9 protein-coding genes and 1 pseudogene are annotated in these 14,818 nt (G+C 49.9%); 9 read left to right on the forward strand and 1 reads right to left on the reverse strand.

Annotation, left to right across the window (positions count from 1 at the left end):
- Positions 1–2 precede the first annotated feature (2 nt).
- The 5 genes from NSS94_RS07540 (at position 3) to NSS94_RS07560 (ending at position 10,299) form a co-directional block, all read left to right on the forward strand.
- Positions 3–7,475, forward strand: coding sequence for an amino acid adenylation domain-containing protein (locus NSS94_RS07540; RefSeq protein WP_341039109.1), 7,473 nt, complete (start codon positions 3–5; stop codon positions 7,473–7,475).
- Entirely contained in the window at positions 7,472–7,690 is a 219-nt protein-coding gene (locus NSS94_RS07545) for an MbtH family protein (RefSeq protein ID WP_307348818.1), read from the forward strand. The genes NSS94_RS07540 and NSS94_RS07545 overlap by 4 nt, the downstream gene beginning before the upstream one ends.
- A 292-nt stretch (positions 7,691–7,982) precedes the next feature.
- Positions 7,983–9,044 carry an SPFH domain-containing protein gene (locus tag NSS94_RS07550; protein ID WP_029516438.1) on the forward strand — a complete coding sequence of 354 codons (1,062 nt, stop codon included), beginning with the start codon at positions 7,983–7,985 and terminating at the stop codon, positions 9,042–9,044.
- On the forward strand, positions 9,041–10,042 hold the full coding sequence (locus tag NSS94_RS07555; protein WP_341039110.1) for a sugar kinase: 1,002 nt from the start codon (positions 9,041–9,043) through the stop codon (positions 10,040–10,042). Before NSS94_RS07550 ends, NSS94_RS07555 begins: the two co-directional genes overlap by 4 nt.
- Before the next feature lie 77 nt (positions 10,043–10,119).
- Positions 10,120–10,299, forward strand: a complete 180-nt coding sequence (locus tag NSS94_RS07560) for a hypothetical protein (protein ID WP_013309345.1) — start codon at positions 10,120–10,122, stop codon at positions 10,297–10,299.
- 76 nt (positions 10,300–10,375) lie between these two features.
- On the opposite strand, the gene NSS94_RS07565 is transcribed toward NSS94_RS07560, so the two are convergent.
- Positions 10,376–11,467, reverse strand: coding sequence for a LuxR C-terminal-related transcriptional regulator (locus NSS94_RS07565; RefSeq protein WP_341039111.1), 1,092 nt, complete (start codon positions 11,465–11,467; stop codon positions 10,376–10,378).
- A 172-nt stretch (positions 11,468–11,639) separates the two neighbouring features.
- Between NSS94_RS07565 and NSS94_RS07570 the strand changes: the two are divergent.
- The 4 genes and pseudogenes from NSS94_RS07570 to NSS94_RS07585 all read left to right on the forward strand — a co-directional run bounded on the left by NSS94_RS07570 (position 11,640) and on the right by NSS94_RS07585 (position 14,650).
- Positions 11,640–12,454 (forward strand): annotated as a pseudogene (locus NSS94_RS07570) (class I SAM-dependent methyltransferase).
- The gene (locus tag NSS94_RS07575) at positions 12,441–13,526 is read left to right on the forward strand and encodes a saccharopine dehydrogenase family protein (protein WP_340954851.1); all 1,086 of its coding nucleotides are present in this window, start codon (positions 12,441–12,443) and stop codon (positions 13,524–13,526) included. The pseudogene NSS94_RS07570 and the gene NSS94_RS07575 overlap by 14 nt, the downstream one beginning before the upstream one ends.
- Before the next feature lie 145 nt (positions 13,527–13,671).
- Positions 13,672–14,067: a hypothetical protein gene (locus tag NSS94_RS07580; protein WP_029516441.1), complete on the forward strand. Its 396-nt coding sequence runs from the start codon at positions 13,672–13,674 to the stop codon at positions 14,065–14,067.
- Positions 14,068–14,092: 25 nt separating this feature from the next.
- Positions 14,093–14,650, forward strand: coding sequence for a hypothetical protein (locus NSS94_RS07585; protein ID WP_039269707.1), 558 nt, complete (start codon positions 14,093–14,095; stop codon positions 14,648–14,650).
- Positions 14,651–14,818: the final 168 nt, after the last annotated feature.

The following is a 14,818-nucleotide window of genomic DNA, read 5'->3' on the forward strand; positions in this document are numbered from 1 at the left end:
GTATGCTCAAGCATCAGGCTATTCGTCTTCCTTTGTCGGGAGCGCAAGCGGGCATTTGGTTTGCCCAACAGATGGATTTGCAAAATCCGGCCTATAATACCGGTGAATACGTTGAAATTCACGGGCCGGTCGATCCCATTTGCTTTAAGGAAGCACTTCGCCGCACGATGGCAGAGGCTGAATCACTGCATTTGCGGTTCGGAGAGGATGAGGATGGACCCTGGCAGATGATTATGCCTTCGGGGGAATGGACGCTGCACCAAATCGATGTAAGCGCAGCTCCTGACCCTCGTAAAGTTGCTGAAGTCTGGATGAGGGATGATTTGCTGAAGCCGATTGATCTTACCCAAGGGCCACTGTTTACACAGGCATTGTTTCGGGTAGGTCATCATCAATTTTTCTGGTATCAGCGTGTTCATCATATTGCATTGGATGGCTTTGGCTTTTCGCTCATAGCGCAGCGGGTGGCTCAACTGTACACATCTTTGGCGGAAGGACGCTTGGACGAAGAGGGCTGCTTTCCGCGGTTTAGCCAACTATTGGAGGAAGATTCGGTCTATCGCGTCTCGGAGAAGTTTGGACAGGAGCGTGAATTTTGGATCAAACGCTTTGCCGATGGGTTCGAGGTGGCTAGTTTGGGAGACCATGCGACGAGAAACTCCGGGCATGTAGCTTCGAAAGAAGCGATGGCTGGAGGTTTCGTACGCGTTACAGCCCATGTCACCTCTGCGGAGCGTGAACGTCTTCAGATGGCTGCGGAACGTCTCAACGTGAGCTGGCCGGATGTAATTTTGGCGGCAATGGCTATTTATATTCACCGGTTCACAGGTGCACAAGACGTTATACTTGGCTTGCCAATGATGAACCGATTAGGCTCAGCCTCGCTCCGTGTGCCGGGTATGGTGATGAATTTGTTGCCGCTGCGTTTGTCGATTCAGCCAGGAATGAAGGTAGCCACATTGCTCCGTCAATTGGTACAGGAGCTGGGTGAGATACGGCGTCATGCAAAATACAGGCATGAGGAGCTACGGCGTGATCTGCGCTTGCTTAGTGAAAACAGGAGATTGTTTGGTCCATTGGTCAATATTATGCCATTTGACTATGAGCTGAATTTTAACGGTTCTCGCGGAATTACACATAATCTGTCGGCAGGCCCGGTTGATGATCTGTCCTTGAATGTCTATGACAGGTCGGACGGATCTGGATTGCGCATAGATTGGGATGCCAACCCTGCTATGTATAGCAAACGGGAAATAGAAGAGCATCAACAGCGTTTCTTGCAGTTGCTTACAAAGGTCGCAGCTTCGGAACCAGAACAGCCGGTTGGACAATTCGACCTCCTGCTGCCTGCGGAGCGTCAGCTTATACTGAAGGGCTGGACTCGTTCTTCCAGTCCGATGCCAGTCGCTTCCTTACAGGAAATGCTCCAGCTACAGGCGGAACTTAGACCTGATGCTGTAGCTGTGGAATGTGACAACGACATGGTGCTTAGCTATAAGGAGCTGAATAAGCGGGCGAACCGATTGGCCCATTGGCTGATTGCTCATGGGACAGGACCTGAGCAGATCGTTGCCCTGATGCTCCCTCGCTCCGTCAACATGGTTATAGGGATGCTGGCTGTGCTTAAAACGGGCGCGGCTTATGTTCCACTGGACCCTAATTATCCGCAGGATCGTGTTGCTTATGTGCTGGAGCATGCGTCTCCGGTCTGCATTTTAACCAATGCCCAGGTAGCGGACCGCATTCCGGCAGACATTTCTGTGCCACGTATGCTTTTGGATGGAGGAAGCGGCCAAGGGGATTCGGCGGCTGTTTTGAACGGACATAATCATGAACTATCAGCCTACCCGGATACGAATCCTACGGATCGTGAACGTGTTCAGCCTTTATCCACGGACCATCCTGCGTATATTATTTATACCTCTGGCTCAACGGGCAAGCCGAAGGGAGTCGTTATTACTTTCAAGAGCCTGACAAATTTTTTGCTTGCCATGCAGGATCAATTCACGTTGTGTGAGCAGGATCGACTGCTGGCAGTTACGACGATATCCTTTGATATCTCCGGACTGGAAATCTATTTACCCTTGTTGAATGGTGCGCAACTGATTATTGCCCGGAAGGAAACCGTTCAGGAGCCGTCTGCTTTGGCCGAGCTGATTAACCGTTCACAGCCTACCCTGATGCAGGCGACGCCTACGCTGTGGCATGTGCTGGCAACAGAACATGCAGAGGCTATTCGGGGCTTGCGGGTGCTGGTTGGAGGCGAGGCTCTTCCAGAGGAATTGCTGCATGCACTCCAGCGTCTGGATTGCCGCATTACGAATCTGTACGGTCCCACCGAAACGACGATTTGGTCTACTGCAGCTTCCATCGAAAAAGGGGACACGGGAACACCGGCTATCGGCAGACCTATCCGCAATACGCAAGTGTACGTGCTTGACGGTAGTCTTCAGGCAGTTCCGGCAGGGGTCACAGGGGACCTGTACATTGCCGGGGATGGGTTGGCTCGGGGATATTATGGGCGCCCGGATTTGACAGCGGAGCGTTTTGTAGCCAATCCGTTTGGCCCTCCGGGGAGCCGCATGTATCGAACTGGAGATTTGGCCCGCTGGAGATTGGATGGATCTCTTGAATACGGGGGGCGTGCGGACCACCAGATTAAAATTCGCGGCTTCCGCGTAGAACTGGGTGAAATTGAAGCCGTTTTGGCGCGGCATTCCGATGTAGCCCAGGTTTCTGTGATTGTCCGTGAGGACCGAGAGGGCGATCAGCGGCTGGTTGCCTATATCGTACCGATCGCTGCCGCAGCAACGCCGGTGCTTACCGGAGCTGAGACAGAGACTATTCAGCAGGAGCCGGGTAGGTCATCGGGACAAAGTGAGCAATCCGAACAAAAAGCGCCTGCCGAACCTTTTGGATATCAAAGTATAAGAGGGGACTTGGGCTCATCGCCTCATCGTTTGCATTCACTGGCGTTACGTGAATATGCCGCTGCGAGTCTGCCCGATTATATGGTACCTTCAGCGTTTGTGATGCTGGGGGCCTTGCCGCTCATGCCTAATGGGAAGCTGGACCGTAAGGCATTGCCTGCTCCTGTTATGGATAAGATTCTCCACGTCCGTACTCCCAGAACACCACAGGAAGCCATGTTGTGTGACCTGTTCGCAGAAGTGCTGGCACTACCGATAGTCGGTATTGATGACAGTTTCTTTGATCTGGGCGGTCACTCGCTACTTGGCGCACGCTTGATGGCAAGAATCCGGGAGGTATTCGGGGTAGAACTGAATATAGGCCGCCTGTTTGAAACTCCTACGGTTGCCAGTTTTGCGGAACGACTGGACCAAGGGCAGAGCTTAAGGCCCTCATTGCTTCCGGCCGTACGTCCACAACGAATTCCTCTCTCCTTCGCCCAGAGCCGATTATGGTTCCTGCATCGGATGGAGGGACCAAGCCCTACATATAATATCCCACTCGTTATCCGTATGTCGGGGGATGTAAATGTGGAGGCACTTCAAGCTGCCTTAGGAGACATCGTGGCCCGCCATGAGACGCTGCGTACGATTTTTCCAGATGTGCAAGGTGTAGCGCAGCAGGTCATTCTGGAAATGCAGCAAGCTTGGCCTGTACTCCGTGTGACGAAAATTTGTGAGGCAGAGCTGCCACACATGCTTGCTGAAGGGTCACGTTACTGCTTTGATCTTGCAGTGGAGCCGGCTTTGCGAACCGAACTGTTCACGCTGTCTGCTGACCAGCATGTGCTGCTTATGACGTTGCACCATATTGTCGGAGATGGCTGGTCGCTGAATGCACTCACACGTGATTTGGCTACAGCCTATGCTGCGCACATCGACCGTAATGCACATGCGGAACAATCCGCACATCCTGAAAGCATGGCACCGGTGTTGCCGATGCTGCCTGTACAATATGCGGATTATGCGCTATGGCAGCAGGATCTGCTTGGAAGGGAGAACGAGGCTGGTAGCCTGATGAACAAGCAGCTTGCTTATTGGCACGACGCATTGAAAGGTCTACCGGATCAAATAGATCTGCCTACAGACTATCCACGCCCTTCCGAGGCCAGCTACCGGGGAGATACCGTTGTATTGCGTATCGCTCCCGAATTGCATGAGCAGTTGCTGCGTTTGGCTCGTGAAAGTCGGGCCAGCCTGTTTATGGTGGTGCAGGCCGGGTTGGCCGCATTGCTAACCCGATTGGGTGCAGGGACGGATATCCCGGTGGGCAGTCCGATAGCGGGACGTAACGCAGAGGGACTGGATCATCTCGTGGGCTTGTTTATCAACACGCTGGTGCTTCGTATCAACACATTGGGCGACCCTACTTTCCGTGAGCTGTTGGAACGGGTCCGTCGTACTTGTCTGGATGCGTATGAACATCAGGATGTACCCTTCGAGCGGCTTGTAGAGATGCTGAACCCTACACGTTCCAGATCGAGACATCCATTGTTTCAAGTTATGCTTGCTTTACAAAACACCCCTGATCCCGAATTGCTGTTGCCCGGTGTGGAAACTCAACTGCAATTGGCCAGCGTGGGTGCAGCGAAATTTGATCTGACGGTGGAGCTGCGCGAGTGTCGGACCGCAGACGGGCGACCTGATGGAATCGAGGGATGGATCGAATACAACACCGATTTATTTAAAAGAGAAACGATAGAAGCTATGAAGGTACGGCTGGAGCGACTATTGGTGGCCGCGGTGGCTAATACAGAACAACCGATAGGGGCCCTGGATATTTTGGGACCCGAGGAGCGACACGAAATTCTCGTGAAGTGGAACGGTGACACGAACGCGAGCACTTGTCCTAACCAAGCGTCTACCTCGAGCTTGCCTGTTTTATTCGAACAACAGGCTGCCCGTACCCCGGGAGCTGTTGCAGTTTCATACGAAGGCAACCAGCTAAGTTATGAGGAATTGAACGCGCGTGCCAATCGACTGGCGCATCTGCTGATAGCGCGTGGTGCAGGTCCAGATCGCATTGTGGCGCTGGCGCTTCCTCGGTCACTGGATATGGTTATTGCATTGCTGGCTGTGCTTAAATCGGGAGCCGCCTACTTGCCGCTAGATCCTGATTATCCGGCAGACCGTCTCGCATATATGCTAGAGGATGCTTCACCTGCTCTGATGATTACCAGCATTCACGTGACAATATCCTCAATTCCGGTAACAAGCACGGTATTCCCGGTTGTACTGGAGGATCCTCAGACAAATAAGGAGCTGAAGTCATATCCCGACCGGAACCCGGTGGATGCGGACCGTCTGATGCCTTTGTTGCCGCTTCATCCTGCTTATATTATTTATACGTCCGGTTCTACCGGAAAACCAAAGGGAGTAGTTATTCCTCATCAAAATGTCGCGCGTTTGTTTGATTCGACGCAGCCCTGGTTTCATTTTGGTCCATCGGATGTATGGACTCTGTTCCACTCCTATGCGTTTGATTTTTCAGTATGGGAAATTTGGGGACCGTTGCTGCATGGAGGCCGTCTTGTCATTGTGCCGTATACTGTCAGTCGTTCTCCGGAGCAATTCCTGCAATTGCTGGTGAACGAGAGCGTAACGGTGCTCAATCAGACACCTTCGGCATTTTATCAACTGATGCAGGCTGATCTTGAACAGCCTGTCCTTTCACAAAAGCTGGCGTTGCGTTATGTCGTATTTGGTGGTGAGGCTCTGGAACTGGGCCGGCTGCCTGCATGGTATGAGCGTCATACAGACGATACTCCTACCTTGGTGAATATGTATGGGATTACGGAGACAACTGTACATGTCAGCTATATTGCGTTGGACCGTGATATGGTGGCTGAAAAAGCAAACAGTCTGATTGGGTGTCCCATCCCTGACCTGCAAGTGTATGTGCTGGATCATCGACTTCAGCCTGTCCCGCCGGGTGTAACGGGTGATTTATATGTCGCCGGTGCTGGATTGGCACAAGGCTATTTGGGAAGACCCGCTCTAACGGCAGAGCGTTTTGTAGCCGATCCGTATGGTTTGCCGGGGAGCCGGATGTATCGGACAGGTGATTTGGCCCGCTGGCGGTCTGACGGCTCGCTGGAGTATGCCGGACGTGCTGACCAGCAGGTCAAAATACGTGGTTTTCGCATGGAGCCGGGAGAAATTGAAGCGGTGCTGGTTCGGCATGATGATGTGGCTCAGGCAGCGGTCATTGTCCGCGAAGATCAGCCGGGGGACAAACGACTCGTCGCCTATATTGTTCCTGTACCTGGCGGTGAACCGCAAGCGTCCAGACTCCGACTGCATGCAGGAGTCAGCTTGCCTGATTATATGATACCGTCAGCTTTTGTCACGGTATCCGATCTCCCGCTTACACCTAATGGCAAGCTGGATCGTAAAGCATTACCTGCTCCCATGCAGATGGCTGCGGGTGGAGGAAGGGGACCGCGAACGCCACAGGAGGAAATCCTGTGTGATTTGTTTGCCGAGACGCTTGGCATGGAGCGAATCGGTATAGATGATGGCTTTTTTGATCTGGGCGGTCATTCATTGCTGGCTGTGAAGCTAATTAGTAGAATCCGCGAGGCATTGGGTATCGAGTTGGGCATTGGCAACCTTTTTGGAACGCCAACAGTGGCTGGCCTAGCCGAGCAGTTGAACGTAGGTGCCAGTCAAGGGGCTTTGGACGTTTTGCTGCCTTTGCGGACAAGCGGATTGCAAGCTCCGTTGTTCTGTGTACACCCGGCAGGCGGATTAAGCTGGTGTTATGCGGGCTTGATCCAGTCCATGGGCAAGGATTATCCGATTTATGGCTTACAGGCTCGCGGGATCGCCCGACAGGAGGAATTGCCGCAGACACTGGATGATATGGCAGCCGATTATATTCGTCATATTCGCACAATTCAGCCCACAGGACCGTATCATCTGTTGGGGTGGTCTTTGGGAGGGAATGTAGCTCATGCAATAGCGACACAGCTTCAATACGAAGGAGAGACGATTGCGATTCTGACCATGCTGGATTCCTACCCAAGCAACCATTTGCCGCTGCGGGGAGGACCAGATGAGGAGGAAGCGTTAATCGCTCTGTTGGCTCTGGGGGGGTATGACCCGGATAGTCTGAATGATGAGCCTTTGCGGCTTTCCACCGCTCTGCATATCTTACGAAGCGATGGTAGCGCCTTGGCCAGCCTCAGCGAGGAGACGATTTTAAACCTCAAGGATACTTATGTAAATTCTGTGCGTATCTTGGGGGAGTACGTTCCGAGACGGTACAAAGGCGATATATTATTTTTCCGATCTACAATTATCCCAGATTGGTTTGAGCCAATTGCTCCGGAAACCTGGCTTCCCTATATTGATGGACAGCTAGAGCAGCATGAACTGGATTGCCGTCATAAGGATCTGTGCCAGCCGGGACCCTTGGCTCATATTGGAAAACTGATGGCAGCAAAACTATACAGGCTTTCTAAATCAATACATCACAATCGCAAGGAGGAAAACAAACCATGATTAATCCTTTTGAGCAGAATGAAGGTGGTTATTTAGTGCTGATGAATGGAGAAGGACAGTATTCACTCTGGCCTGATTTCCAGCATGTACCGACTGGATGGGAGGTCGTTCACCCGACAGACAGCCGTGAGGCATGTATGGATTATATCAGCACACATTGGACAGATATGAGGCCGGATTCCTTGCATCCCAAGGCCGATGCAGTGCGTCGCTAATCGGGGAGTCATCATATCTTTATACAACTGTTGCTCATATATGACCCATGAAATGATGATAAATGTAATGCCTTTTGATGATACCATACAATTTTCGTGATCTTTAAAGTTTCATAGGAAGGCAGAGAACGAATCAGGCTGTTTCCTCTAACCGAGCGTATCGGAGGGGAAACGGCCTTTGTTTTTTATAAATGTCATATTGATATTATGGGGAATATGTGTTATTTTATTGATAATAACAAAATGATAATAACAAAATAATATAAACTGTAAAGAAAGCGGGGAAGCAGCTATGTTTGGATTTAATTTTGTTAAATTTCAGCCCAGTGAATATGTGATGAAGGTGAAAAACGGGAAGGTGGTTCGGGAGGGTGTTGGATTATCCTTTTATTACTACGCCCCGACCACCTCGGTTGTTGTCGTGCCCGTCTCTTCTATTGATGCGCCGTTCATGTTTGAGGACATGACAAATGATTTTCAAGCGGTGACGGTACAGGGGCAACTAACTTATCGAATTGTGGATTATCGGAGAACGACGCAGATTTTAAACTATACGTATGACTTGAAGGAACGGCGTTACATTTCGGATGATCCGAGCAAGCTGGCCCAACGGGTGATTAACATTGCCAAGGTGCTTACCAAAAAGTATTTGGAGCGTGTCCCGCTCAAAGAAGCTGTTCAGTCCAGTGAACGTCTGGCCCAAAACATGACGAAGGATATTGCTCAGCATACGGAAATGGAAAAGCTCGGCATTGAGGTTATGGGGCTGTCGATTTTGGCGATTCTACCTAATAAGGAGACGATGAGAGCGCTGGAGGCTCAAGCGAGGGAAGAGATTCTTCGCAACGCGGATCATGCTTTGTATGAGCGTCGTAATGCATCTATTGAGCAAGAGCGGCGTGTGAAGGAAAACGAGCTGAACACTGAGATTGCAGTGGAGACGAAAAAAAGGCAGATCCGTGAAACTCAACTTGATGCCGAGCGTTCCGTAAAGCAAAAGCAAAGTGAGATGAAAGAGGAGCAGCTACGATTTGACACGGCCTTGGAGGAGAAAAAACGCGAGCTGATTGAGCTGACCGTAACGAATAAAAAGGCAGAAGCCGATGCCAAGGCCTATGAGCTGACAGCCGTCATGAAATCGTTGCAGGATGTTGAACCGAACGTACTTCAAGCTATGGCTAACATGGATATGAGCCCGGATAAACTAATTGCGATTGCATTCCAGGAGCTTGCAGAAAATGCAGGGAAAATCGGTCAGCTGAATATTACGCCGGATCTGCTGCAAGGTCTCATGTCAGATACGGGAGCAAGCGGATCAGGAGGATCGAGAGGGTCTGGAGGAAGAACACGATGAGCGGCCGAATGACAGAGCAGAAGATCATTTTGGTGAAGCGTAAAACGCGACTGGAGGAACTGATTGTCCGATACAATACGGTGCAGCAGGCTCGCTTCTTTATGGAACGGCTGGGTGCGGATTTCAGTGATTATGTGCTGGAGGACGAAAATTACCGCAGGGCGGTGGCAACGGCAACGTCGGAGTTAACGGCCTTGGGTCGTGTTCAGATTGTGGAGCGGGAGCATGTGCCGAACTTTATTTTTGGTGAGCAGGATACAGTGGTGGTGCTGGGTCAGGATGGGCTGGTAGCCAACACCTTAAAATATTTGACCGAGCAGCCGCTTATCGGCGTGAATCCAGATCCATTGCGCTGGGACGGGGTATTGCTGCCGTTTACCGTATCCGACCTGCGCTGGGTAGTGCCGGATGTATTCGTGCATAGACGGCCAATTAAGGAAGTTACGCTGGCTAAGGCCCGATTAAATGATGGCCAATCCTTGTATGCTGTAAATGATTTGTTCATTGGACGCAAAACTCATGTTTCCGCGAGATATGAGCTAAGGCTGGAGGATCAAGTAGAGCAGCAATCCTCCAGCGGGATTATCGTTTCAACCGGATTGGGAGCGACGGGCTGGCTGACCAGTGTGCTGGCTGGAGCGGCCGGAATTGTCGGCAGTGCTACACGGCATCCAATCTCGCTGACTCCAAGCCAGCTGATGCCAGGTACAGCCTTCAGTCAGGAAGGGACAGCAGACGGAATGAGTCATGATCATCGTGCAACCTGGAGTTCGCCATCGCTTTATTTTACGGTGAGAGAACCATTCCCCAGCCGAACGACTGCTGCGGATCTCGTGTTTGGTCAGGTAGCAGCCGAAAAACCGTTACGGATTGCATCGCAGATGCCGGAAAACGGAGTTATTTTCAGTGATGGAGTAGAAAGTGACTTTCTGGAGTTTAATGCTGGCATTGAGGCGACCATTGAACCCGCGGAGAAAAAAGGGCATCTGGTCGTGTAGAGGTTTGTACAGGACAGCAATGGGTAATTATGAGTAAGGTACAACCATCAGATGAAATTAAAAAAGGAGGAATCAACATGAGCGACCACACTCAAGACGAAGCGAAAATCCGCAACAAGAAGGACGAGGACGGAGATTCCTTGATGGAGAAAACGAAGCTGGAAAATGGCGTGGATATCGAGCCTGAGGCTGATGAATGGATTGCGAAGCCCTCACCAGTGTCATACGATGATACGAACTCCTCTTCGAAGAAATAAGGCTCTGGCATTCCAATAGAGCAGTGATGCAAAGACAGATGCTCCCTAATCGGGTCATCTGTCTTTTTTACATAGGTTAATTGAATCTGGAATATACCTTCCATACTAGCTCACGACGGCTGCTTACATCTGTTTTCAAGAAAATCGCTTTCAGGTGATCCTGCACCGTGTAGGCAGTAATATGAAGTGCGCTGGCCAGCTCCTTGGTCGAAAAGCCCTGAACAATGAGTTGGACAATTTGTCTCTCTCGTTTGGACCATGAGTACACCTCAGCCATAAGCGGTAGCATGTCAGTTGCTTTAGCAGCCTCAAACCATACGGCTAGCTGCTTCTGTCCCGTATGCTTCTGTCCGCTTTGCAGAAGGGTGGCTCTGATGGTTACCCATGGGGTTCCTGCGTCTGTGGAAGGGATACATAGTCGTGCTGGTGCAGTGGCAGTGGATAGCGCTCGCAAGCATACCACCCGGACGGGAGCCGGAAGACCGTCTTCATGGATTCCCTCCTGCTGCCAAAGCAGCTTTAGCCAATGCATTGCTACTGTATTGGACGAGATCGGTTCTAGCTTATCGGAAAGCATTAGAACTCCTGGCTCAAGTTCATTTTCCGTGATCATGACAGGGGCTGAAGATAAACCGACACTGGCCTGACGCAGATGGTAGGCTATGGACGGCGCTAACGTTTCAAGCAGTTGTTGCTCTTCCACGCTGAATACAGGCTTTCCGTGATGGCGGAACAACGTAAGAAATCCCCAACAGCTCCCTTTGTACATAAACGGAACACGCAGCTCGTCCCCGAATCCGGCGGGTTGCAAAACATCTCTATATCGTGTGCTCCGATCCGGTTGGCCTTGTGTAGACCCATGTAGCGTCGCTACAGACCGTCCTTCCCGCACCAACTGATCATATTTCATCATATCGTCGTGCAGGTATTCGTATTCTAGCAGTTTGTTATGAATGTCCTCCACACCCGACTCTGTAAATGCCCCTGTGGAAAGCAGCGTACGCGGATCTACCGAGGTACAGCACGCCGCATCGAAAGTAACCTGAGTACGCAAGCGGTCGATTAGGGTGTGCTTGTACGTTAGGGATGAGGGGTCTTTTTTTCCTAGATCAATGATTTGCTGTCGGACGTCCTTAAGCTGTGCAAATTGTGTGTAGTGTGCGTTCATCATTTACTCCTATCGTGAAAGCTGGAGATTCTCAAGCGCGATTATTAAATCCCGCATTTATGGGATGGTGGATATTTGTATTGTCTTTATAATTGAGAATGATTCTTAATTAAATCTACAATAAACGAATGGTCTGGGAAGATCAAGGCTAAATGTTTGGAGGAAAGCCCATATGAAACAACCCCATATTGAAAATACGGACTCAAACCAGCCTATGAGCTGGAATCATCCGAATGTGCATAAGTACGCGGATACGATTGCTTTAAAAATACCTGGATATGCTCATTTGTACGAGATGACAGACGGTTTGATAGCCGCACAGCTTGAAGCACAAACTCATATTCGAAATATAGATCCAAATGTGCTAATTGTCGGAGCTGGAGGCGGTCAGGAATTGATTACGCTCGGAGGGCGCCATGATGCATGGTCCTTTACGGCAGTTGATCCCTCTGAGCACATGCTGGATTTGGCACGTAAGCGTGTAACACATGCGGGCATCAGTTCAAAAATATCGTTTGTTGCAGGTACGTTGGAAGAGTTGTCTGGAGAACAGCCTGAAGAACAGCGCGAAAAGCACAGCGAAGAATCATGCAGAGAACCGGTCTATGACGCTGCAACCTGCCTGCTGGTGCTTCATTTTCTTCAAAGCTTGGAAAGTAAACAGGCGTTGCTACGCCAGATATCTACTCGACTCAAGCCGGGTGCGCCTTTTTGTTTAGCTTCTATTAATGGGAATTCACAGGAGCCTTCTTTTTCCATCCAAATGCAGGCGTGGAAAGGTCATATGCTGAGCCAGGGCATTTCACTGGAGGATTGGGAACGATTCGCTGCTTCCATCGGTCGTGAGTCAAACCCAGTGTCCAATGCGGCAATACAGGAACTGTTGATAGATGCAGGCTTTACCCACATCACCCGGTATTATGGTGCTTTTTAGTAAATGCATGGTTTGCAGTTAAAGAGGGAGGGACAGCTTATGACAAAGGATAACATCATCATCATTGGCGGGTATGGCCATGTTGGAAAAATTGTATGTACAGAGTTAAGTGAAATGTTTCCCGGCAAGGTATTTGCCGCAGGTCGTAGTCTGGAACGGGCCACTGAATTTAGCCAACGATCGAATGGTAAGATACGGCCCTTGCAGCTTAATATTCATGAGCCGATGGACCCGTCGATATTAGAGCAAGCCAAATTGGTAATCATGTGTTTGGATCAGGACAATACGGCCTTGGTACGTGCCTGCCTTCGACATGGGGTGCATTACATGGATATTACCGCGAATGCGGACTTTTTGAGTCAGGTGGAGCAGTGTCATCAGGAGGCCCGAGCTCATCAGGCCACAGCCCTGTTAAGTGTAGGATTAGCTCCGGGACTGACCAATCTGTTGGCACTGCAAGCGACACAGCTCATGGATCAGACGGATGAGTTGAATATATCTTTGATGCTGGGTTTGGGAGATCGACACGGTCAGGCTGCTATTGAGTGGACAGTAGATCAGATTCATGCCGATTTGGAGGTTATAGAACAGGGACGTTTTGTGACTCGAAAAAGCTTTACTGGCGGAATAGTGGCAGATTTTGGTGCAGGAGTGGGTCGTCATCGGGCGTATCGATTTCCTTTTTCAGATCAGCAGACACTTCCTCGTACGCTCAAAGTTCCTACGGTTAGCACACGCCTTTGCTTCGATTCGCGCTTGACCACTCGGCTTCTAGCAGGGCTTCGGACGATAGGAGTTTCAGGTCTACTCCGACAGCAAACCGTGCGTGATGCAGTGGTTCGCAGCTTTAGCAAGGTACATATAGGTGGGAATGCTGTAGCGGTCAAGGTAGATGCTCGAGGAACTCTCAATGGCAAGGAGACGAAGGTCGAATGTCGGCTAAGGGGTCACCATCAGTCTGATTTAACCGCTAAGGCAGCCGTCTTTGCAGCGCTCGCCCTGTACCGTTCAGAACTTCCATTCGGTGTATTTCATACGGAGCAGGTTTTTTCATGGAATCGCATGCGGGCTTGGTTAGGGCAGCAAGTAGCCGCAGATATTCAGGTGAACGGACAGCAAGCATAGAAGTCATACATTCTAATAAATGAATCTCATATAATCCAAGCTTATTCAGCAACGCATTGCGGATAGGTCTTGGATTTCTTTTCCTGCTAGATTACACTAGAATGAAGTACATATTTTTGGAAAAGACCTAAGGGGATGATATGAAATGTGGAACCCCTATGAAAATAGCAGACAGCATCCGCACGATTTTATAATAAAATATCGATTTTACACACCGGAAGAAGGAGGCAGGAAACAGCTGCCTATTCAGGGTTATCGCTGTGATTTTGCCTATGAGGGTGACGACATCGGGAATACGGGAATTTATGCCATACATCCTGAGTTTGAAGATGGAGATGGTCAACTGATTATGGATGTTGGTCGTCCTGTTCAGCGGGAAGGGCAAGCGAGAATGTGGATTTTGTTTGGAGAAATGAGGAAAAAGGTACACCGACATCGGATACAGGTAGGAACAAGGGGATATTTCATGGAAGGTCCGCGCCGTGTTGGTGAAGTTGAAGTTACAAGCCTGGTAGGCCTCTTGACCAATCCGGTCAACTAGGTAGTTGCTGAGGAGTCGATAAGAGATGGATATCGCTTATATCATAGATTTATTACGTAAACACGATGTGACCCTAGCTCCAGGCTTATCCACGCAGGAGATTACCGACGTCGAAGGCAGGTATGATATTCACTTCCCGCCCGATTTGAGGGAGCTTCTGATGAGTGTTCTTCCCATCGGTAAAAGCTTTATCCCTTGGAGAGATACGTCACCACAGCGGATGGGTGTAATCCGGCAAAGGTTGAATTGGCCGCTGGAAGGTATGATTTTTGATGTAGAGCAGCATGTATTCTGGCCTCCCGAATGGGGCGAAAAACCGACAGATTCGGCGGAAGCTGTTGATATATGTAAACGTGAGTTTTTACGTGTGCCCAAGCTAATCCCAATCAATGGACATCGATATATCCCAGAGCAGCCATCTGAAGAAGGAAATCCGGTATTTTCCGTATATCAAACGGATATTATCGTGTATGGGGAATGTTTGCAGGAGTATTTCAAGCTGGAATTTGGGGAGAAGCCTTATGAACAAATTGATTTTAATGCCGTAAAAAAAGTGCGTTTTTGGAGCAACTTGTGTGAGTGAGTGTCAGGAAGATGAATAAGTCGAAACGAAGGAAGGGGAGCATGATGTGAAGGTGGAGCAGGATTTGGAAGAAATCAAAGAAAGGTTGACCCAGATCGAGACCAAACTAGAACAAAAGTCGACCTCCAAGAGAATCTTGAAGTACATGATCATTATTTTCTTGTCTAT

This window comes from Paenibacillus sp. FSL L8-0644 (genome assembly GCF_038008165.1).
Taxonomy (GTDB): Bacteria; Bacillota; Bacilli; order Paenibacillales; family Paenibacillaceae; genus Paenibacillus; species Paenibacillus polymyxa_D.